At 62.7% G+C, this 21,644-nt stretch carries 18 protein-coding genes and 2 pseudogenes; 16 read left to right on the plus strand and 4 right to left on the minus strand.

Going from position 1 to position 21,644, the window contains the following annotated elements:
- Positions 1-33 precede the first annotated feature (33 nt).
- Complete coding sequence (locus G3N59_RS29300) at positions 34-777, minus strand: helix-turn-helix domain-containing protein (protein WP_205986320.1); 744 nt, start codon at positions 775-777, stop codon at positions 34-36.
- 324 nt (positions 778-1,101) lie between these two features.
- On the opposite strand from G3N59_RS29300, the gene G3N59_RS29305 reads away from it, so the two are divergent.
- Both G3N59_RS29305 and G3N59_RS29310 read left to right on the plus strand, forming a co-directional pair.
- Complete coding sequence (locus tag G3N59_RS29305) at positions 1,102-2,424, plus strand: MFS transporter (RefSeq protein ID WP_205986321.1); 1,323 nt, start codon at positions 1,102-1,104, stop codon at positions 2,422-2,424.
- Between the two features lie 134 nt (positions 2,425-2,558).
- Positions 2,559-3,353 (plus strand): DinB family protein, encoded by a 795-nt coding sequence (locus tag G3N59_RS29310; protein ID WP_205986322.1) that lies wholly within the window; start codon positions 2,559-2,561, stop codon positions 3,351-3,353.
- 28 nt (positions 3,354-3,381) lie between these two features.
- On the opposite strand, the gene G3N59_RS29315 is transcribed toward G3N59_RS29310, so the two are convergent.
- Complete coding sequence (locus G3N59_RS29315) at positions 3,382-4,347, minus strand: LysR substrate-binding domain-containing protein (RefSeq protein WP_205986323.1); 966 nt, start codon at positions 4,345-4,347, stop codon at positions 3,382-3,384.
- Positions 4,348-4,565: 218 nt separating this feature from the next.
- Between G3N59_RS29315 and G3N59_RS29320 the strand changes: the two genes are divergently transcribed.
- From G3N59_RS29320 to G3N59_RS29345, 6 genes are all read left to right on the plus strand, one after another.
- Positions 4,566-6,851, plus strand: a complete 2,286-nt coding sequence (locus G3N59_RS29320; protein WP_205986324.1) for an NADP-dependent malic enzyme — start codon at positions 4,566-4,568, stop codon at positions 6,849-6,851.
- Positions 6,852-7,057: 206 nt separating this feature from the next.
- Positions 7,058-7,915: a fumarylacetoacetate hydrolase family protein gene (locus G3N59_RS29325; RefSeq protein ID WP_205986325.1), complete on the plus strand. Its 858-nt coding sequence runs from the start codon at positions 7,058-7,060 to the stop codon at positions 7,913-7,915.
- A 13-nt stretch (positions 7,916-7,928) separates the two neighbouring features.
- The gene (locus G3N59_RS29330; RefSeq protein WP_205986326.1) at positions 7,929-8,681 is read left to right on the plus strand and encodes an SDR family NAD(P)-dependent oxidoreductase; all 753 of its coding nucleotides are present in this window, start codon (positions 7,929-7,931) and stop codon (positions 8,679-8,681) included.
- Positions 8,682-8,780: 99 nt separating this feature from the next.
- Positions 8,781-10,127 carry an MFS transporter gene (locus G3N59_RS29335; RefSeq protein ID WP_205986327.1) on the plus strand — a complete coding sequence of 449 codons (1,347 nt, stop codon included), beginning with the start codon at positions 8,781-8,783 and terminating at the stop codon, positions 10,125-10,127.
- 58 nt (positions 10,128-10,185) lie between these two features.
- Positions 10,186-11,364, plus strand: a complete 1,179-nt coding sequence (gene rhmD, locus G3N59_RS29340) for an L-rhamnonate dehydratase (RefSeq protein ID WP_205986328.1) — start codon at positions 10,186-10,188, stop codon at positions 11,362-11,364.
- Positions 11,365-11,390: 26 nt separating this feature from the next.
- Positions 11,391-12,173, plus strand: coding sequence for an SDR family NAD(P)-dependent oxidoreductase (locus G3N59_RS29345; RefSeq protein WP_205986329.1), 783 nt, complete (start codon positions 11,391-11,393; stop codon positions 12,171-12,173).
- 12 nt (positions 12,174-12,185) lie between these two features.
- On the opposite strand, the gene G3N59_RS29350 is transcribed toward G3N59_RS29345, so the two are convergent.
- Complete coding sequence (locus tag G3N59_RS29350; RefSeq protein WP_205986330.1) at positions 12,186-13,169, minus strand: LysR family transcriptional regulator; 984 nt, start codon at positions 13,167-13,169, stop codon at positions 12,186-12,188.
- Between the two features lie 179 nt (positions 13,170-13,348).
- On the opposite strand from G3N59_RS29350, the gene rhaM reads away from it, so the two are divergent.
- The 7 genes from rhaM to G3N59_RS29385 all read left to right on the plus strand — a co-directional run bounded on the left by rhaM (position 13,349) and on the right by G3N59_RS29385 (position 21,202).
- Complete coding sequence (rhaM, locus tag G3N59_RS29355) at positions 13,349-13,663, plus strand: L-rhamnose mutarotase (RefSeq protein ID WP_205986331.1); 315 nt, start codon at positions 13,349-13,351, stop codon at positions 13,661-13,663.
- Between the two features lie 20 nt (positions 13,664-13,683).
- On the plus strand, positions 13,684-14,571 hold the full coding sequence (locus G3N59_RS29360) for an amidohydrolase family protein (protein ID WP_205986332.1): 888 nt from the start codon (positions 13,684-13,686) through the stop codon (positions 14,569-14,571).
- 69 nt (positions 14,572-14,640) lie between these two features.
- A complete protein-coding gene (locus G3N59_RS29365; RefSeq protein WP_205986344.1) occupies positions 14,641-16,161 on the plus strand; it encodes a sugar ABC transporter ATP-binding protein in 1,521 nt (506 codons plus the stop codon).
- Positions 16,158-17,213, plus strand: a complete 1,056-nt coding sequence (locus G3N59_RS29370; protein WP_205986333.1) for an ABC transporter permease — start codon at positions 16,158-16,160, stop codon at positions 17,211-17,213. The genes G3N59_RS29365 and G3N59_RS29370 overlap by 4 nt, the downstream gene beginning before the upstream one ends.
- Positions 17,206-18,216 carry an ABC transporter permease gene (locus G3N59_RS29375; RefSeq protein ID WP_205986334.1) on the plus strand — a complete coding sequence of 337 codons (1,011 nt, stop codon included), beginning with the start codon at positions 17,206-17,208 and terminating at the stop codon, positions 18,214-18,216. Before G3N59_RS29370 ends, G3N59_RS29375 begins: the two co-directional genes overlap by 8 nt.
- Before the next feature lie 124 nt (positions 18,217-18,340).
- Positions 18,341-19,348: a rhamnose ABC transporter substrate-binding protein gene (gene rhaS / locus G3N59_RS29380; RefSeq protein WP_205986335.1), complete on the plus strand. Its 1,008-nt coding sequence runs from the start codon at positions 18,341-18,343 to the stop codon at positions 19,346-19,348.
- Between the two features lie 321 nt (positions 19,349-19,669).
- Positions 19,670-21,202, plus strand: a complete 1,533-nt coding sequence (locus G3N59_RS29385) for a methyl-accepting chemotaxis protein (RefSeq protein ID WP_205986336.1) — start codon at positions 19,670-19,672, stop codon at positions 21,200-21,202.
- Between the two features lie 107 nt (positions 21,203-21,309).
- Here G3N59_RS29385 and G3N59_RS29390 read toward each other — a convergent pair.
- Positions 21,310-21,519: pseudogene (locus G3N59_RS29390) on the minus strand (hypothetical protein); the annotation flags it as partial.
- On the opposite strand from G3N59_RS29390, the pseudogene G3N59_RS29395 reads away from it, so the two are divergent.
- Positions 21,496-21,644 (plus strand): annotated as a pseudogene (locus tag G3N59_RS29395) (DUF2968 domain-containing protein); the annotation flags it as partial. The pseudogenes G3N59_RS29390 and G3N59_RS29395 overlap by 24 nt on opposite strands.

A 21,644-nucleotide genomic window follows, 5' to 3' on the forward strand; every position in this document is an offset into this window, starting at 1 on the left:
TTGCGGCGCTGTTTTCGCGCACGTCCGGCCGTATCAGGCTGCGAGCAGCGACGGCGGAATCTGCGCGTACACATCGAGCAGCGCCTGTACGGCTTGCGGCTCGTTTCTCAACAGACGCGCCTTGGGCGCGCCGATGACGAGCGCAAACGCCTCGCCATGAATCAGGAACCCGCGCGCGAGCCCGGCCACGTCTTCGACGCTTTCGCCGGTCGAGCGATGCCAGCCATCGACCACGCCTTGCTCGATCTCGCGTTCGAGCTTCGCGCGGTCGAGCATCGAACCGTCCGCGGCGGGCAGCAGCGGCTCGCTGTTGTCGAGCAGCTTGCGGCGCGCTTCGGTGCCTAGCGCGCCGAGCAGGGCCTTGCCCGCCGCGCTCGCGATCGACATGAAGCCGCCGGGTTCGTCGCTGTAGCGAATCTTCTGGCGCGACTGGACCACGTCGAGATAGACGACGCGATTGCCCGCGAGCGAGGCCAGCCCGGCCGTTTCTCCGGTGGCGTCGCGCAGCGCGGTGAGCAGCGGCTGGAACATCAGCGTGAGCGGGTCCTCGCTGCAAATGTCGCGCGCGACGTGCAGCAGACGCTGCGTGGGGTAATAGCCCGCCTTCACGCCCGGCGCGTAGAGGTAGCCTTTGGCCACCATCGTCTGCAAAAGGGCATGACAGCTCGAAAGCGGGATCTCGGTTCGACGCGCAATTTCGCTGTAGATCATCGGTTGCCGGACTTCGGCAAAGAGGTTGATCACATCGAAGACGCGGACAGCAGTTTTCACATCCATGAGAGCATTATCGGCATATCGATAACGCTCTGACAATATGCTTACGGGTAAACACCTGGCGAGCGCGCATCGCCGTCCAGCCTGAGCGCGAGGCAATCGCGGGTTATCCCTTGGTTGACGCTATGAAACGGGCGCTCCATAGTCCGCACCTTCTGACTTTCGTTCGATAAATGAAAGGTTGTTCTTGATGCGAACATTGCGAATGGCTTTCGGTTGAGGCCGCGTTTCGTATCGGGGCTCGATGTTTCTTATCGGAAAGGCAGTCGGATTCCACGTGTTTCGTATGAGAAACGCGGCGGTCGAAAACGATATTGGAGACGTACCTTGGCAGCTTCTTCTCTCGACACCCAGCATCGCCAGGCCCGCAAGGCCGGCATCGCCTCCTTCGTCGGCACGACGATCGAGTGGTACGACTTTTACGCGTACAGCACGGCGGCGGCACTCGTGCTCGGCAAACTGTTTTTCCCGTCCAGCAATGCGGTCGTGGGCACGCTCGCGGCGTTCGCCTCGTTCTGGGTGGGCTTTCTCGCGCGGCCGATCGGCGGCATCGTGTTCGGCCATCTCGGCGACAAGGTGGGCCGCAAGAAAACGCTGATCATCACGCTCATGCTGATGGGCTTTTGCACCACGGCCATGGGCCTGTTGCCGACTTACGCCGAAGTGGGCGTGCTGGCGCCGGTGCTGCTGATTTTCCTGCGCCTGCTGCAGGGCATTGCGATGGGCGGCGAGTGGGGCGGCGCGGTGGTGCTGTCGTCGGAGCACGCGCCCAAGGGTAAGGAAATTCTGTTCTCTGCGTTCGCGCAGCAAGGCTCGCCCGCGGGCAATCTGCTGGCGACGGTGGCGTTTCTCGTGATTTCGATGCTGCCCGATCATCAGTTCATGACGTGGGGCTGGCGTGTGCCGTTCCTGATGTCGGCGCTGCTGGTGATCGTCGGCATGTTTATCCGCATGAGCGTCGATGAATCGCCGGCCATGAAGGAGTTGCACGAGAAGAAGCAGGTCGTGAAGCTGCCGATCGCCGAAGTGCTGCGCAATCACAAGTCGCTGGTGGCGATGGGCGTGGGCGCATGCGTGATCGGTTTGTCGGCGACTTACTTCAAGACGACGTTTGCGCTTTCCTGGGCGGTGACGACGATCGGCTTCGATCGCACGCAGTTTCTGAGCGTGATTACGTTCGCGATTGTCGTGCAGTTGATCGTGCAGCCGTTTGGCGCGGTGCTGGCGACGAAGCTCGATCTGCGCAAAGCCATTATTTACATGCTGGTGCCAGAGATTGTGGCGCTGCCGATCATGTTCTCGCTGATCGCCACGGGCTCGACGAAGCTGGCGATGTTCGGCATGGCGCTGGCTTCGATTCCGCATTCGCTCTACTACGCGGCGATGGCGGGGATGCTGGCGAAGGCGTTTCCGGCGCAGGTGCGCTATACGGGGATTTCGCTCGCGTACCAGATCTGCGGCATGGTGTTCGCAGGCACGACGCCGATTCTCGGCCAGTTCCTGCTGGGCGCGACGGGCAGCATTCTGTCGGTGGTGGCGCTGGGCATCGTGCACGTGATCATCACGCTGGTGTGCGCGCTGATGCTGGTAGCGCGCATGCAGGGCGAGGCGATGGCGAATGCGAAGGGCGTGGTGACGGCGCGGGTTTGAGGGCGCGTATTTAAAGCAGTCACGCGGGGCGCGGAAATTTTCCGCGCCCCGCGGTCGTTTACGGCGCTTGCGCGGTCTTTGGTTTGTAACGTATCATTTTGATACGTTACAAAAACGACCATAAAGGACGCGCCATGCATTCCCGCTTCGACCGTTTCAGAACGACCGCGTTGGCCAGCCAGCTGGAGGCGCTGATCGATGCGCCGCAGCGCTACGTCGAATACGCGGTACTTTCGCGCGTAGGCGTGGCCGCGGTCTCCGCCGTGACGGACGAGATCGCGTTGAAGTTTCCCGAAGTGGAGCAGGACGCCACCGCGCGGCAATTCTGCGGCGCGATGGTGGCGGAGGTGATGCGGCGTCACGGCCACGAAGTCGTGCAGGCGCGCGGCCGCGTGAGCGGGGCGATCTTCAGCTATGGCGCGGTGTTCAGCGCGCAGCCGGTGATCTTGCCGTTCGCCGATGTGATCGATGGTCTCGCCGCGATGCCCGGGCACTTCGCCGCGCTCGTCGCCCGCGTGCCGCAAGCGCACTGGTCGCGCCGCCCGCACGGCACGGGCTTTTCGCTGCTCGAACACGCCTGCCATCTGCGCGATCTGGACGCGGTATTCGCCGCGCGTTTCAGCGCCGTGCGCAAAGCGGATCTACCGCTGATCGAATCGGTGAATGGCACCACGATCGCCGAAGAACGCAACTATATGGCGCAGGATCTCGCGGCCGCGCGTGATGAATTCACGGCCGGCCGGCAACGCCTGTGCGCGTCGCTCAAGCGGCTGACGCCCGCGCAACTCGCACGTTGCGGCCTGCGTGACGGTGTGCGTCGCATGACGCTGGAGGAACTGGTGCGCGAGTTGCTCGATCACGACAAAACCCACGCGCTCGAACTGGAAGAACTCGAACACGAATTGCAGGAACTCAGCGCACAAGCATAAAAACCCTTGAAAACAAGGGCGAAAACGATCAGCGCCGCGCGGCTTCCGCTTCCAGGTACAGCTCGCGCAGCGCCTGACCGAACACGCTATCCACTTCGCGCAGCACGCCCGCGCGCGTGAACAGCGCAATCGGCGGCAGCGTCCAGTCGAAGGTGTACGGCACGATCGCCACGCCCGCAATATGCACGAGTTCTTCGGCGATATCGGCGGGCACGATCGACACGGCATTCTCGTTCGCCGCAATCATTTCGCCGATCAAACGCGACGTATAGCTTTCCATGATCGGCACCGGCGGTGCCACGCCGGCATGCAGAAAGAGGTCGGAAATCTGCTCGCGGATGGGCGTATTGGGCGCGCCCAGAATCCAGTCGAGTTCCGCAAGCTTCTGCCAGTTCGCCTTGTTGCGCCCGAGTCGCGCGGCCAGACGGCGGCTGGCGATAAGGCGCGGCGTTTGCTGATACAGCACCTCGAAGCGCAATTGCGTGACATCGACGGTCGCGGACGCCCGCCCGATCACCAGATCGAGCGAGTGGTCGCGCAGTTGCGGCAGCAGCGCGTCGCTGGTGCCTTCGTGGATTGTCATGGTCACGCGCTGCGGCAGGCGCGATTGCGCGAGGCGGATGGCCGAAGCCAGCGTGCGCCCCGAAATGAACGGAATCACGCCCACGTGCAGACGGGTGGCATGACCGGCCACCACGGCTTCGATATCGCGCGCGAGGTGATCGAGGTCGTGCAGCATCGCCTGGGCGCGTGTGAGCACGACATTGCCCAGCGGCGTGGGCGTCATGCCGCGCGGCGAGCGCTCGAACAGCGGCGCGCCGAACATGCTTTCCATTTCGGCGAGCGCGTTGGTCACGGCGGGCTGGCTGGTCGCCATATGCTCGGCGACGCGCGTGAGGGAGCCGTGCTGGCGGATCTGCAGCAGCAGCACGAGGTGACGCATTTTGAGGCGCGTATTCAGGCGCCGGGTGACTTCTTCGATACTGAACGACACGATCCGCTTTTGTTCCGCTGGTTCCGCTGATGCGGGCAAAAGCCCGCCGGAGAAGCCTCCGCCGCCCGCCGGGGCGGGTTTTGGGGGAGGTATCACAAAAAAATAATGGCCCCATACTAAATCAAAATGGGGAGCTTATGCCGGCTCTCTAGAATCGCCTCATTCGAATATGACCGCCGCGCCGTCCGTGCGCGGGGCCCATCAGCAGAGTGAGGAACATGAACAAGACCGATCGTCAGGCCGCCCTCGAATATCACGAATTCCCCACCCCGGGCAAGATTTCGGTGACGGCGAGCAAGCCGCTCGTCACCCAGCGCGACCTCGCGCTTGCCTACACGCCGGGTGTGGCCGTGGCCTGCGAAGAGATCGTCACCGATCCGCAGAACTCGTTCCGTTACACGGCGCGCGGCAATCTGGTCGGCGTGATCACGAACGGTACGGCGGTGCTCGGTCTGGGCAATATCGGCGCGCTGGCGTCGAAGCCGGTCATGGAAGGTAAGGCGGTGCTGTTCAAGAAGTTCGCCGGCATCGACGTGTTCGACATCGAAATCACCGAAAGCGACCCGGACAAGCTCGTCGATATCATCGCGAGCCTGGAAGCCACCTTCGGCGGTATCAATCTGGAAGACATCAAGGCGCCGGACTGCTTCACGGTCGAGCGCAAGCTGCGCGAGCGCATGAAGATTCCGGTCTTCCACGACGATCAGCACGGCACGGCCATCACCGTTTCGGCGGCGTTCCTCAATGGTCTGAAGGTTATCGGCAAGGACATCACCAAGGTCAAGGTCGTGACCTCGGGCGCGGGCGCCGCGGCGCTGGCCTGTCTGGACCTGATGGTCGATCTGGGCCTGCCGCTCAGGAACATCTGGGTGACGGACATCGACGGCGTGGTCTATCAAGGCCGCACGACGCTGATGGACCCGGACAAGGAGCGCTTCGCGCAGGATACGTCGGCGCGCTCGCTGTCCGAAGTGATCGAAGGCGCGGACGTGTTCCTCGGTCTTTCCGCTGGCGGCGTGCTGAAGGCGGAAATGGTCAAGAAGATGGCCGAAAATCCGCTGATTCTGGCGCTCGCCAACCCCACGCCGGAAATCTTCCCGGAAGTCGCGCTCGAAGCGCGCCCGGACGCGGTGCTGGCCACGGGCCGTTCGGACTTCCCGAACCAGGTCAACAACGTCCTGTGCTTCCCATACATTTTCCGCGGCGCACTCGATGTGGGCGCAACGACCATCACGCGTCGCATGGAAATCGCCGCTGTGCACGCGATCGCCGGTCTCGCGGAAGAAGAACTCAATGATTCGGTTGCCGCCGCTTATGGCGCGTACGATCTGCGCTTTGGCCCGAAGTACCTGATTCCGAAGCCGTTCGATTCGCGCCTGATCGTGCGTATCGCGCCGGCCGTGGCGAAGGCCGCGATGGAAGATGGCGTGGCCACGCGTCCGATCGACGACTTCGCCGCCTACACGAACGAGCTGCAACAGTTCGTGTACCACTCGGGCGCGTTCATGAAGCCGATCTTCGCGGCTGCCAAGCAGTTCGTGCGCGATGGCGCGAAGTCGCGCATCGTCTTCGCGGAAGGCGAGGAAGAGCGCGTGCTGCGTGCCGTGCAGGTGATCGTCGACGAAAAGCTGGCGCGTCCGATCCTGATCGGCCGCCCGGAAGTGCTGCTCGCACGTATCGAGAAGTTCGGCCTGCGTCTGAAGCTGGGCGAAGACGTCGAAGTGACGAATCCTGAGTACGACGAACGATTCCATCAATACTGGACCACGTATTGGGAACTGCGTTGCCGCGACGGCATTTCGAAGGAAATGGCGCGCGTGGAAATGCGCCGCCGTCTCACGCTGATCGGCGCGATGATGGTGCGCCTGGGCGACGCCGACGGCATGGTGTGCGGCACGGTCGGTGCGTACCACGACCATCTGCGTTTCGTCGACGAAGCGATCGGCATGCAGCGCAATGCCAAGACCTACGCAGCGATGAACATCCTGCTGCTGGACAAGCGCACGGTGGCGATCGTCGATACGCACATCAACGACAACCCGAACGCCGAGCAGATCGCCGAATTCACGCTGGCCGCTGCACGCCAGATGGAATGGCTGAACCTGCAACCGAAGGTGGCGCTGCTGTCGCGCTCGAACTTCGGCTCGGGCAGCTCGGCATCGGGCACGAAGATGCGCGAAGTGCTCAAGCTCGTGAACGAACAGGCGCCGGATCTGGAAATCGACGGCGAAATGCACGGCGACTGCGCACTCGACGAAGCGCTGCGCCAGCGCATCCTGCCGCATTCGCGTCTGCAAGGCTCGGCCAACCTGCTGGTTTGCCCGAACGTGGACTCGGGCAACATCGCCTATAACCTGCTCAAGACGGGCGCGGGCAGCAACGTCGCTGTCGGCCCGTTCCTGCTGGGTGTGAATGCGCCGGTGAACATCCTCACGTCGAGCTCGACGGTGCGACGCATCATCAATATGGCGGCGTTGACGGTGATCCAGGCAAATCGCGATTAAGTTTTTCCAGGCCACGACTGGCCAGGATAAACCCGTAGTCAAAGGCGGCGACCCGAAAGGGCGCCGCCTTTTTCTTTGGCGTTCAGGATTCAGGGCGCATTGCGATTCACTTTTGTTATCGCCTCATTCTTCATTCGGATTGTTCGGCTATCGACGCCTGCCTATATTGGTGACCAATGCTCAAGTCCAATATCAGGAGACACCGCATGAAGCTGGTCCGCTGGGGCAATAAGGGTGCTGAAAAACCGGGCGTGCTCGATCGCGACGGCCACGTTCGCGACCTCTCGGGCGTGCTGCCCGATCTGGCTGGCGACGCGCTCGGCGCCGCGTCGCTCGACCGCCTTGGCGCGCTCGATCTCGCGCAATTGCCGCTCGTTCCGGCCGGTACGCGGCTGGGCGCCTGCGTGGGGCAAGTGGGCAAGATCGTTTGCGTCGGCCTCAATTATTCGGATCACGCCGCCGAATCTAATATGCCGGTGCCGTCCGAGCCCGTGCTGTTCTTCAAGGCCACCAGTTCCCTTACCGGCCCGCATGACGATGTGGTGATTCCGCCCGGCGCGCAAAAAGTCGATTGGGAAGTGGAGCTGGGCGTGGTGATCGGCAAGGAAGCGCGTTATGTGTCGCGCGAACGGGCGCTCGATTATGTGGCCGGTTACTGCATCGTCAACGATGTGTCGGAACGCGCGTGGCAGATCGAGCGCGGCGGTCAGTGGGACAAGGGCAAGAGCGCCGATACCTTCGCGCCGCTCGGGCCGTGGCTCGTGACCCGCGACGAAATCGCCGATCCGCAGGCGCTCGATATGTGGCTCGACGTCGACGGCAAGCGCTATCAGCAGGGCAATACGCGCACGATGATCTTCGACGTGGCCACGGTCGTTTCCTATATCAGCCAGTTCATGAGCCTGCAGCCCGGCGATGTGATCTCCACGGGCACGCCGCCTGGCGTGGGCATGGGGCAGAAGCCGCAGCCGGTTTATCTGCGTGCTGGTCAGACCATGCGTCTGGGCATCGCGGGACTCGGCGAACAACAGCAGCGCGCCGTCGCCTCGACGGTCAACATGTGAGGGAGCGGCAGCCATGAATCAGCTTGATCTCAAGAATCGTGTGATGGTGGTGACGGGCGGCGCGCGCGGCCTCGGTTATGCGGTGGCGCAGCGCGCGTTGCGCTCGGGCGCGGCGGTATCGCTGTGGGATATCGACGCCGAACGGCTCGAACGCGCACGTGGCGAGTTGTCCGAACTCGGCAGCGTGTCGGCGGTTAAGGTCGAATTGACCGATGAAGCATCGGTGGAAGCGGCCGCGCAACGCACGGTGGACACGCACGGCGGCATTCACGCGCTGGTGAATAGCGCAGGTATTACGGGCGGCAATGGTCTCACGTGGGAATTGCCGGTGGACGTATGGCGCCGCGTGATCGAAGTGAATCTGATCGGCAGCTATCTGACTTGCCGCGCCGTGGTGCCGCGCATGCTCGAGCAGGGCTATGGGCGCATCGTCAATATCGCTTCGGTGGCGGGCAAGGAAGGCAATCCAAATGCTTCGCACTACAGTGCATCGAAGGCGGGTTTGATCGGTCTGACGAAGTCGCTCGGCAAGGAACTGGCCACGAAGAACGTGCTGGTGAATGCCGTCACGCCCGCCGCCGCCAAAACCGAGATTTTCGATTCGATGTCGCAACAGCACATCGATTACATGCTTGCGAAGATCCCGATGAACCGTTTCCTGATGCCCGATGAAGCGGCTTCGATGATCGTCTGGCTCTGTTCCGAAGATGTGGCGTTTAGCACCGGCGCGGTGTTCGATCTTTCGGGCGGCCGGGCGACGTACTAAAGCATCGCGTTGCGATTCGATGCGTCTTACGGGGCGCATCGAGATAAAAAAGCGGCCGCAAAAGCGGACCGCTGTGCAGTGGGATCGAAGGAGACATCGATGCCGAACGAAGCGTCACCGCCGCCGCAGGCACTGCAGCGCGCGGGCAGCAAAGCCATGCGGCGATTGTTGCCGTTCCTGCTCTTGATGTATGTGCTCGCGTTTCTCGACCGCGCGAATATCGGCTTTGCACAAAAGGCGCTGCAACACGATACCGGTCTTTCGGATGCGGCTTTTGCATTCGGCGCTGGGGTGTTCTTCGTGGGCTATGCGCTATTCGAAGTGCCGAGCAATCTGCTGCTGCATCGCATGGGCGCACGCATCTGGATGTGCCGCATCATGGTGACGTGGGGCCTGATTTCCGCAGCGATGGCATGGGTGCAGTCGCCTGCATCGTTCTATACGTTGCGCTTCTTGCTGGGCGTGGCGGAAGCCGGATTCTTCCCCGGCATCATCTATTACCTCACGCAATGGTTTCCGCAATCGGCGCGGGCGCGCGCGATCGGGCTGTTTTATTTCGGTGCGCCGCTGGCGTTTATCTTCGGTGCACCATTGTCTGGACTGCTGATCGATATGCACGGCATCGCCGGGATGGCGGGCTGGAAGTGGCTGTTTCTTGTTGAAGGCACGTTGGCTTCGCTGGTGGGCATCTGGGCCTTCTGGTATCTGACCGATCGTCCCGAAGAGGCTCGCTGGCTCGATGCCGATGAACAACGCGCGCTGGCCACGGCGCTGCGCATCGATGCGGGCGCGGCGGCCGAACATGGTCCACGCGGCGTGCTGGCCGCATTGGTCGACCGGCGCGTGCTGGCTTATGCCGCAATTTACGCGCTGATCCAGATGAGCGTGTATGGCGTGGTGTTTTTCCTGCCGCAGCAGGTCGCGTCGCTGGCGGGCGCGGCGGTGGGATTGAAGGTCGGTTTGCTGGCGGCCGTGCCGTGGGTCTGCGCGCTTGTGCTGACATGGTTTGTGCCGCGCCGCGCCGATCGCAAGAACAGTCATCGTGGCTGGGCCGTTGGGCTGCTGGTGCTTTCGGGGTTCGGTATCGCGGTATCGGGCATGGCAGCGGAACTCGCGGTCCCGGTGGTTGCGATGATCGGCCTTTGCTGCGCGGCCAGCGGATTTATCGCCGCGCAACCGTTGTTCTGGACGTTTCCAGCGCGCGATCTCACGGGCGTGGCGTCTGCAAGCGGCATCGCGTTGATCAACTCGCTCGGCGGTCTGGGTGGCTTTGTTGCACCGCTGTTGCGCGCCGCCGCAGATCGGCATTTTGCTTCGCATGCCGCCGGGCTGGAATTGCTTGGCCTTGCGAGTCTCATTGCAGCGGCCCTTGTTTTTATCGTAGTGCCGCGTGGTGGCGCGCGTCGAACCGCGGCATTCGAGCATCCTACCGGCAGTGCACACTGATTAGCGTACCTAAAGAATATCTCGCGTCGAGCACACTCACATTCAGGAGCAAGCATTCATGGCCATGCCAACCATCAAACACGTGCGCGCTTTCACGGTGCGCGGCGGCGGCGCGGACTATCACGATCAGGCCGACGGCCATTGGATCGACGATCATATTTCCACGCCGATGGCGCGTTATCCCGAGTATCGCCAGAGCCGCCGCTCGTTCGGCATCGACGTGCTAGGCACGCTGGTGGTGGAAGTCGAGGCGAGCGACGGCACGGTGGGTTTTGCCGTCACCACGGGCGGCGAGATTGGCGCGTTCATCGTCGAAAAGCATCTCGCGCGCTTTCTCGAAGGCCAGCGCGTGACCGATCTGGAAAAGATCTGGGATCAGATGTATTACTCGACGCTCTATTACGGCCGCAAGGGCGTGGTGCTCAATACGATTTCGGGCGTCGATCTCGCGCTTTGGGATTTGCTGGGCAAGTTGCGCCAGGAGCCGGTCTATCAACTGCTGGGTGGCCCGGTGCGCGACGAACTCGTGTTCTATGCGACCGGCGCGCGCCCCGATCTGGCGAAGGAAATGGGCTTTATCGGCGGGAAACTGCCTTTGCTGCACGGCCCGGCGGAAGGTGAGGAAGGGCTCAGAAAGAATATCGAATTGCTCGCCACCATGCGCGAGCGAACGGGCGACGACTTCTGGCTCATGTACGACTGCTGGATGAGTCTGGACGTGCGCTATGCCACGCGTCTGGCCGAGGCCGCCAGCGAATACGGCCTCAAGTGGATCGAGGAATGCCTGCCGCCCGACGATTACTGGGGCTATGCCGAACTGCGCCGCAACGTGCCGCGCGGCATGATGGTCTCCACCGGCGAGCACGAAGCGACGCGCTGGGGCTTTCGCATGCTGCTGGAAATGGGCTGCTGCGATCTGATCCAGCCCGATGTGAACTGGTGCGGCGGCATGACCGAACTCATCAAGATTTCCGCGCTGGCGGATGCGCACAACACGCTGGTCGTGCCGCATGGTTCGTCGGTGTACAGCTATCACTTCGTCGTGACGCGCCATAACTCGCCGTTCGCCGAGTTCCTGATGATGGCGCCCAAGGCCGATGAAGTCGTGCCGATGTTCACGCCGCTCTTGCTCGACGAACCGGTGCCCGTGAAGGGCCGCATGAAAGTGCCGGATACGCCGGGCTTTGGCGTGCGCCTGAATCCGGACTGCAAGCTTTCGCGTCCTTACCAACACTAAGTCAAAACCACGCAGGAGAAAGCATCGTGCTGCTCAAGGACAAGGTGGTGGTCGTCACCGGCGGTTCGCGCGGCATCGGGCGCGCGATTGCCATCGCAAGCGCGCGAGAAGGTGCGGACGTTGCGATCAACTACTGGGGCGATAACGACGCCTCGTATGGCCGGCGTTCGGCAATCGGCGAAGTGCTCGACGAGATCGAACGGCTCGGGCGTCGCGCCATTGCCGTGGAAGGCAATGTGGCCGCGCCGCAAACCGGCGTCGATCTGGTGCGCCAGACCGTCGAGCATTTCGGGCATGTGGACGTGCTCGCCAGCAACGCCGGCATCTGCCCGTTCCATTCGTTTCTGGATATGCCGCCCGCGGTGCTCGAACGCACCATCGGCGTGAATCTGAATGGCGCGTTCTATGTCACGCAGGCGGTGGCGCGGCAAATGAAGGAGCAGGGCACGGGCGGCGCGATTGTCGCGACCAGTTCGATCAGCGCGCTGGTCGGCGGCGGCATGCAGACGCACTACACGCCCACCAAGGCCGGCGTGCATTCGCTGATGCAGTCGTGCGCGATTGCACTCGGGCCTTACGGTATCCGCTGCAATTCGGTGCTGCCCGGCACCATCGCCACGGATCTGAATGCCGAAGATCTCGCCGATGAAGAAAAGCGCGCGTACTTCGAAAAGCGCATTCCGCTAGGCCGGCTGGGCGCGCCGGAAGACGTGGCGGAATGCGTGGTGTTTCTCGCGTCGGACCGTGCGCGCTATGTGACGGGCGCGGCACTGCTGGTGGACGGCGGTCTGTTCGTCAACCTGCAGTGATTTGATAAGGACTCAGGAATGTGTTGCGAGGCGCATGTCACGCACGATTTCGTCGGGCTTGAAGGGCTGCGAAAAGCGGCGCAACAGGCTGACGAAATGCTCGGCGGGTTCGGCGAGCGCTTCGCCCTTGCGCGTGAGCACGCCGAAGCCCGGCAGGCTCTTGCCGATTTCGAGCGGCAACACGGTGAGCAGCTTGCCGCGCACATGATCGCGCACGACCGATTCGGGCAGCATGGCCACGGCGTCGAAGCTTTCGAGCAGTTGCAGCGTGGCGAAGATGGACGCGGATTCCGTGAGGTTGATCGGCGTGGCCAGACCTGCACGCGCGAGTTCGCCTTCGAAGAGTTCGCGCGCGGGGCTCGTGATGGGCTGCGCGACCCAGGGCCAGTCCATCAGTTCGGCGAGCGTGACCTGTTCGCGGCGCGCCAGCGGATGACGCGCGCGCACCACCAGCACGAGCGTTTCGCGCGCAAGCGGCTCGAAACCGAAATCGTTGTGCTGCAAAGGCGTGGTCAGACGGCCGAGCGCGAGATCGACATCGCGGCGATGCAGCAGTTGCACGACCTGATCGCTGGTTTCGCCGAGGATGCGCACGTGCAGCAGCGGCCGCTCGGTCTTGAGCGTGGCGACGGCCTGCGCGAGCAGATCGGGCGCGGCGCCCATGATCGCGCCCACGGTGAGCTGGCCGTGGCCGCCGCGGCGCTTGACGTCGAGATCGTCGGCGAAACGCGTGAGGTCGGACAGCGCGCGGCGCGCATAAGCCAGCGTGACCACACCGAGCGCCGTGGGCTGCATGCCGCGCGCGTTGCGCTCGAACAGACGAAAGCCGAAGGCCTCTTCGATATCGCTGAGCATGCGGCTGGCGCTGGGCTGCGCAACGTTGATGGCATCGGCGGCCTGATGAACGTTGCGGGCGTCGTCGAGCGCGACGAGCAGGGCGAGATGCTTGAACTTGAGACGATTGACGAGCGAAACGACGGCGGTCTGATGGTTCATGAGTCCTGCGATCCGGTTTATGTATCGCCCGATCCCAACTACGGATTGGTTGGCTATCGATGCCGGAATTATAGTCGTTCGAATCGCTGCAAAACCGTGTGAATACGCGCGCCGGACTTAGGGCAAACGCCAGGACCGGACCGAAAAGAACGCAGCAAAGGCTGGACGGAGACACGAACATGGAAACAATTGCGTTTCGCATGCAGCTCGATCCCGGCAAACGGGGCGAATACGAGCGCCGTCATCGCGAAATCTGGCCCGAACTCGCCGCGGCATTGCGCGATGCGGGTGTGAATGATTACTGGATCTTTCTCGACGAAAGCACTCATGCGCTTTTTGCGGTGCTCAAGCGTCGCGACGATCACAGCATGGACCGCTTGCCCGAAACCGCCATCATGCGCAAATGGTGGGATCACATGGCCGACATCATGGCGACAGGCGAGGGCAATGTGCCCATCACGCAGCCGCTCGTTCCGGTCTTTCATTTGCCATGATCCGTTTTGAGGAGAGCGCCATGCAGGTGGTCGATCCGCATGTTCACTTCTGGGACATCGATACGCATCATTACCCATGGCTTGCGAATCCGGGCACATCGTTCGTAGGCGATGCGCAGGATCTCAAGCATAACTATCTACCTGACGATCTGCTGCGCGAGGCTGGAGATATCGAAGTGCTGAAGGTCGTGCATGTGGAAGCGAATCATGATCCCGCCGATCCGGTGGAAGAAACGCGCTGGCTCGAATCGATCGCCGATGCCGGTAAGGGCTTGCCGGATGCGATTGTCGCCGCCGCCGATTTAAGTGCGTCGAATGCGCCGGAGATTCTGGCCGCGCACGCCGCCTTCGGCCGCACGCGCGGTATTCGCCAGATTCTCAATGTTCATTCGAATCCGCTTTACGACTATGTCGGCCGCCACTTCATGCGCGAGCCGCAATGGCGCAAACATTTTGCTTTGCTCGAACAGCACGGGCTGTCGTTCGATCTACAACTCTATCCCGCGCAGATGGAAGAGGCCGCTGCGCTCGCGCGTGCCCATCCTGGCGTGCCGCTGATCGTGAATCACGCCGGCATGTTCGCCGATCGCAACAGTGTGCAGGGCTGGCGTGCATGGCGCGATGGTTTGCGCGTGCTGGCGGCGTGTCCGAATGTGTCGGTGAAGATCAGCGGTCTTGCGATGTTCGATCACGAATGGACCGTGGAAAGCCTGCGCCCTTATGTGCTCGAAACCATCGATGCGTTCGGCGTGTCGCGCGCCATGTTCGCTTCGAACTTTCCGGTGGACCGGCAATTCGGCAGTTATGCCGATTTGTGGCACGCGTATGCCGCCATCGTCAGCGATGCGAGCGAAAGCGAGCGCACGGCGCTCTTTCGCAGCAACGCCGAACGCATTTACCGAATCTAGCGATCCAGCGCTCGCGCGGAAAGATTGCGGGCGCAACCAATATGGGAGACACGCGTGGAATCGAAAGCAATGACCGGTAGCGTGCCGCGTCTGGAGCTAAGGCAGGCCAGCAAGTCGTTCGGGCGCGTGCGCGCGCTGGTGGACGGCTCGCTCGTGCTGAAGCCCGGCGAGGTGCATGCGCTGCTCGGTGAAAACGGCGCCGGTAAATCGACGCTCGTGAAGATACTCGCGGGCGTGCATCGCCCGGATGGCGGCGACATGCTGGTCGACGGTACGCCGCATCAGTTTGGCTCGCCTGCACAGGCGCGCGATGCGGGCATCGCCGTGATCTATCAGGAACCCACGTTGTTCTTCGATCTGTCGATCGCCGAGAACATTTTCATGGGGCGTCAGCCGCTGGATCGCCTCGGCCGTATCGACTACAACACGATGCATCGCGAAGTGGCGGAACTGCTCGCTTCGCTGGGCGTCGATATGAAGCCCGAGCGTCTAGTGCGCGGTCTGTCGATCGCCGATCAACAGGTGATCGAGATTGCCAAGGCGCTGTCGCTGAACGCCAATGTGCTGATCATGGACGAACCGACGGCCGCGCTCTCGCTGCCCGAAGTCGAACGGCTCTTTACGATTTCGCGCACCTTGCGCGATCGCGGCGTGGCGATTCTCTTCATCACGCACCGGCTCGAAGAAGTGTTCGCGCTCACGCAGCACGTGACCATCATGCGTGACGGCGCCAAGGTATTCGACGCGCCCACGTCCACGCTCACCACGCAGGAGATCGTCGCGCGCATGGTGGGGCGAGATCTCGCCACCTTCTATCCGAAAGCCGATGTGAAACCCGGCGACGTGATGCTGCGCGTGCGCGGCCTCACGCGACGCGGTGTGTTCAAGGACATCGCCTTCGATGTGCGCGCGGGCGAGATCGTTGCGCTCTCGGGTCTCGTTGGCGCGGGCCGCAGCGAAGTGGCGCGCGCGATCTTCGGCATCGACCCGAGCGATGCGGGCAACGTGCAGGTCGCGGGCAAGGCGCTGGCGATGGGAAATCCCGCGCGTGCCGTGAAAGCGGGCCTCGCGCTGGTGCCGGAAGATCGACGCCAGCAAGGGCTCGCGCTCGACCTGAGCATTGCGCGCAATGCGTCGCTCACGGTGCTGGGTCGTCTGGTGCGCTTCGGCCTGATTTCGGCCGGGCGCGAAGTGCAGCTTGCCGGGCAGTGGGGCACGCGCCTGCGCCTGAAAGCCAGCGATCTGAACGCGCCGGTCGGCACGCTTTCGGGCGGCAACCAGCAGAAAGTGGTGCTGGGCAAATGGCTGGCAACCGGGCCGAAGGTGCTCATCATCGATGAACCCACGCGCGGTATCGACGTGGGTGCGAAAGCGGAAGTCTATGGCGCGCTCGCGGAGCTTGTTAGCGAAGGCATGGCGGTGCTGATGATTTCGAGCGAATTGCCCGAAGTGCTGGGCATGGCCGACCGCGTGCTGGTGATGCACGAAGGCCGCATTACCGCGGATATCGCCCGTGCCGACGCCAACGAAGAGCGCATCATGAGTGCCGCGCTCGGTCAGGCCAACATTCATCTGGGGCATGCAGCATGATGGGTCATTCCACTTCACCTCATCCCTTGCACGGCGGCGAACCGCATGCGCAACGGCGCGGCGCGGGCGCATTCGCCCAGGCGCTCGCAAAGAGTCGAGAAACCACGCTGTTTATCGTGCTACTGCTGATTATCGGCGGCACGGCGCTGGCGCGGCCGCAGTTTCTCAATCTGCAGAATCTGCGCGACGTGCTGCTCAATGTATCGATTGTCAGCTTGCTCACGGCGGGCATGACGATCGTGATCCTGATGCGGCATATCGATCTGTCGATTGGCTCGACGGTTGGCATCAGCGCTTATGCGGTCGGCAGTCTGTATGTAGCGTTTCCGCAGATGCCGGTGATCGTGGCGCTGTTGGCGGGCCTGGCGATCGGCATGGTGGCCGGGTCGATCAATGCGCTGCTGGTGGCGGTGGGGCGCGTGCCGTCGCTGGTCGCGACGCTATCGACACTCTATATATTTCGGGGTGCAGATTATGCGTGGGTGCATGGCGGTCAGATCAACGCCACGAGCCTGCCCGACGCGTTCTCGCATCTCGCGACCGGATCACTGCTTGGCGTGCCCGTGCTCGCGCTGATCGCCATCGTGCTGCTCGCGGCGCTGTCGATCTATCTGAAGCAGTTCCGGCCGGGCCGCGAATACTACGCGATCGGCTCGAACCCGGAAGCCGCGCGTCTGGCCGGTATCAACGTCGAACGCCGCGTGGCGATGGGCTTTGTCATCAGCGGTGCGATTGCGGGGCTGGCCGGCGCGTTGTGGCTGGCGCGCTTCGGCACGGTCGATGCCAGCACCGCGAAGGGCATCGAGCTTCAGGTCGTGGCCGCCGCCGTGGTGGGCAGCGTGGCCATCACGGGCGGCGTGGGCACGATACTCGGCGCGACGCTTGGCGCGCTGGTGCTTGGCGTCATCAGCATCGCGCTGGTGGTGCTGCACGTTTCGCCGTTCTGGGAGCAGGCCATTCAAGGTGCGTTGATCGTCGCGGCCATTACCGCCGATACGCTGCTGGCCCGCTCCGTCGCCAAACGCATGATGAGGAAACGCGATCATGGCTAAACCCGATTCCGCTTTGCTCACGCGCCGCGCCGGTCTGCCTCTGGGCTGGGAGTCGCTGCTCGTGGTGATACTCGTGTTGTCGCTCGTGGTGGGACGCGTGCTGTCCAGCGTGTTTCTCACCGGCGCGAACATGAGCAACATACTCGCCGATCTCACCGAGGTCGCGCTGATGGCGCTGCCGATGACACTCATCATCGTCGCTGCCGAAATCGATCTGTCCGTGGCGTCGGTGCTGGGCGCGTCGAGCGCGCTGCTTGGCGTGCTCTGGCATATGGGTGTGCCGATGCCGCTGGCAATGGCGCTCGTGCTGGTGGCGGGCGGCCTCGCGGGGCTTTTCAACGGGCTTGTGATCGTGAAGCTGAATCTGCCTTCGCTGGCCGTGACGATCGGCACGCTCGCCTTGTTTCGCGGTCTTGCCTATGTGTTGCTGGGCGATCAGGCGATTGCCGATTTTCCGCCTGCCTACACGCTGTTTGGCATGAGCAATCTGGGCAGCACCTTTATTCCGCTGCCGTTTCTGATCGTGGCCGCGTGCGCGGTGGTGTTCACGCTGCTTTTGCAGGCAACCGCGTTTGGCCGCAGCCTCTACGCGATTGGCGCGAACAGCACGGCCGCGTCGTTTTCGGGCATCGATGTCGCCAAGGTCAAGCTGCGTCTTTTCGTGCTGTCGGGCGTGATGAGCGCGCTTGCGGGCATCGTTTATACGCTGCGTTTTACGAGCGCACGCGGCGATAACGGCGAGGGTTTCGAGTTGTCGGTGATCGCGGCGGTGCTGTTCGGCGGCGTGAGCATTTTCGGCGGACGTGGCTCGATGTATGGCGTGTTGCTGTCGTTGCTGATCGTGGGCGTGTTGAAGAATGCGCTCACGCTCGCGGACGTATCGAGCGAAACGCTCACCATCGTGACGGGCGCGTTGCTGCTCGCATCGGTGCTGATTCCCAATCTCGCGGCGCGCTGGCGCACGCTGCGCGACCGGCGTGCGCTCGCACGCACGGCAAGTTGAAACGCAGTCGAGAAAAGTAACAGCCAGAAAGAGAAGGAAATAAGCGGAAAGAAGCTGGAAAAAAGGCAGTAAGCCGTCAATCGGCCCGGCAACCGAGCCGGGCCATTATCGAGGAGACACGTTCATGATGAAGCCAGTCCGTCACGCGTGCACGGCGCTGATGTGCGCCATGCTGTTGGGCGCGGGCCTGTCCGCACACGCCGCGGGCATCAAGGAAGGCCTGAAAATCGCCTTCGTGCCCAAGCAGATCAATAACCCCTATGAAGTGATCGCCGATAACGGCGGCATGGACGCCATCAAGGAATTCAAGGGCGACGGCAAGGTGGTCGGACCTTCGGATGCGGGCGCGTCCTCGCAGGTCTCCTATATCAATACGCTGACGACGCAGCATCAGGACGCTATCGTGATCGCGGCCAACGATGCGAATGCGCTCGTGCCGTATCTGAAACGCGCCATGGCGCAGGGCATCAAGGTCGTCACTTTCGATTCGGATACGGCGCCCGACGGCCGCCAGATCTTCGTGAATCAGGCCAACGCCGAAAGCATCGGGCGCGGCCAGGTTCAACTCGTGGCCAAACTGATGAATAACGAAGGCGAATTCGCGATTCTTTCCGCCACGCCCAACGCGACGAATCAGAACACCTGGATCAAATGGATGCAGGAAGAACTGAAAAAGCCCGAGTATTCGAAGATGAAACTCGTGAAGATCGCTTACGGCAATGACGACGACCAGAAGTCTTTCGTCGAAACGCAAGGTCTGCTGCAGGCGTATCCGAATCTGAAGGCGATCGTAGCGCCGACTTCGGTGGGGATTGCGGCAGCGGCGCGCTATATCTCGACGTCGTCGAGCAAGGGCAAGGTCGCGGTCACCGGTCTGGGCACGCCTAACCAGATGCGCGCGTTCGTGAAGAACGGCACGGTGAAGGCGTTCCAGTTGTGGGACCCGGGTGCATTGGGTTATCTGGCCGCTTACGCTGCCGCGAATCTCGCTTCGGGCACCATCACCGGCAAGGAAGGCGATTCGTTCGACGCGGGCAAACTCGGCAAGCGCACGGTGGGCAAGAGCGGCGAAGTGATTCTCGGACCGCCCACGACCTTCGACGCATCGAATATCGACAACTTCAACTTCTAGTCCATCTGGACGATGCCGAAATCGTTTTCATTCGGCATGCTGATTAGTTGGCAAGTTTCAAAAGGCCCGGACATTCCGGGCCTTTTATATTGTGCGTACGAAAAAAGCGTGGCTGCTCTTTATTGCGCTTTCTAACAGATACTTTTGTCTGATTAAATCTTTGCCCACAACAGTCTTTTTCTGCCCTTCAGTTTCGCGCGCATCTGCCGATAGCTAGGCGGGGCAGTGGCCTTTGCCGCATCGCTCCCACCGCTTATTCCGCGTATAACCCCCCGCACTTCGCGCCGACGCGTCGCGCAAGCCAACCGCAAGGAAATGACGATGAAGTTGACCCTGAAGATTCCGCTCGCTTTCGCGGCGGCGCTTCTGCTGATGTTCGCAGGCGCGTTTTACGGAATCTATTCGCTGAACCAGTCACTGAACGTGTACGGCACGACGGTGCAGAACAGCGTGGCCAACGAGCGCGCGGTGATGGCGACGCTGCTTGCCTTCAAGGTGCAGGTGCAGGAGTGGAAGGACACGCTGCTGCGCGGCAAGGACCCGGCGATGCTCGACAAGCATTGGTCGGCGTTCGAAGCCCGCGAGCGCGAGGTCGACACGCTCGCGCAGCAACTCAAATCGAGCCTGCCCGAAGGCGAAAACCGCGATCTGATCGATCGCTTCGCCAGCGCGCACACGACCATGGGTCAGGGTTATCGCACGGGTCTCGCGGCGTTCAAGGCGGCGGGTTTCGACCCTTCGGCAGGCGACCACGCGGTTGCGGGCGTCGATCGCGCGCCGGCCGCGCTGCTCGACGAAGCCGCGCACAAGATCGCCGCGCAAAGCGCGGAGGTCTCGGCTGAAGCCGCTGAACAGGCGCATCGCGCGACGCTGCTGAGCGCGTTGTTGATGGTGGCCGCGCTGGGCGTCTCCATGACGGGCGCGTGGTTCTTCAGCCGCACCGTGACGAAGCCGCTCGCGCGTGCGCTCGAATGCACGCAGGCGGTGGCGCAGGGCGATCTCGCTTACAAGGTGAGCGCGCAGGAAGGCGGCCGCGACGAAACGGCCATGCTGCTCGATGCGCTCAAAAGCATGCAGTCGAGTCTTTCCGGCGTGGTGAGCCAGGTGCGTACGCACGCGCAAGGCGTGGCTTCGGCGAGCGGCGAAATCGCGGCGGGCAATCTGGGTTTGTCGGCGCGTACGGAAGATCAGGCCGCATCGCTCGAAGAAACCGCGGCGAGCATGGAAGAACTCACGGCCACCGTGCGTCAGAACGCGCAGAACGCCAAACAGGCCGCGCAACTGGCCGGCGATGCGGCGGGCACGGCTGCGCGCGGCAAGGATCTGATGGCCGAAGTCGTCGATACGATGCGCGGCATTGCGTCGAGTTCGGGCGAGATCGTCGACATCATCGCCGTGATCGACAGCATCGCGTTTCAGACCAATATTCTTGCGCTGAACGCGGCGGTCGAAGCGGCGCGTGCGGGTGAAGAGGGCCGCGGCTTCGCCGTGGTGGCCTCGGAAGTGCGCACGCTCGCGCAGCGCAGCGGCGCGGCGGCGAAGGAGATCAAGGCGCTGATCGAGGCCTCGGCGCAGCGTATCGATGCGGGATCGGCGCTCGTGAACGATGCGGGCAACGTGATCGGCGAAATGGTGGATGCGGTGCAGCGCGTGACGGTGATCGTCGATGAGATTTCGACGGCTTCGCAGGAGCAAAGCACGGGTATCGAGCAGGTGAACGTCGCTGTCACGCAGATGGACGAGGTCACGCAGCACAATGCGGCGCTGGTGGAGCAGGCGTCGGCGGCGGCGCATGCGCTCGCCGAGCAGGCCGAGGAACTGCGCGAAGCGGTCGGCGTGTTCCGGCTGGCCTGACGCGTGAGGTTTCGGCGCGTATAAAAAAACGGCACGGTATTGAAACCGTGCCGTTCTTGTTTGAGGGCCGATACGGCGCGCTTTTATCGCGCCGCGTCGTCAGCCGCTCAATCCCAATGGCGATGCTTGTTGTGGTGGCGCTTGCCGTGATAGCCGCGCGAGTAGTCGTCGGCGTAGGAGTTCGAGCGCGAGATGTTGCCGCCGAGCGCCGAACCTGCGCCGCCGCCCAGTGCTGCGCCGACCAGACCGCCGGTGCGGCCGCCCATCGCGTTACCCGCTGCTGCGCCGGCACCGCCGCCCAGCGCGCCGCCGACGATGTGGCGGAGCTGCAGCAGATGATCCGCGGCTCGGAGCTCAATGAGCTGCGCACGACTTACAACGGCACGTATGGCGCGAGCCTGCTGTTCTACGGCAAGGAAATGACGTACTACGTGGCGCTGTT

This window comes from Paraburkholderia sp. Ac-20340 (assembly GCF_017104965.1).
Lineage (GTDB): Bacteria > Pseudomonadota > Gammaproteobacteria > Burkholderiales > Burkholderiaceae > Paraburkholderia.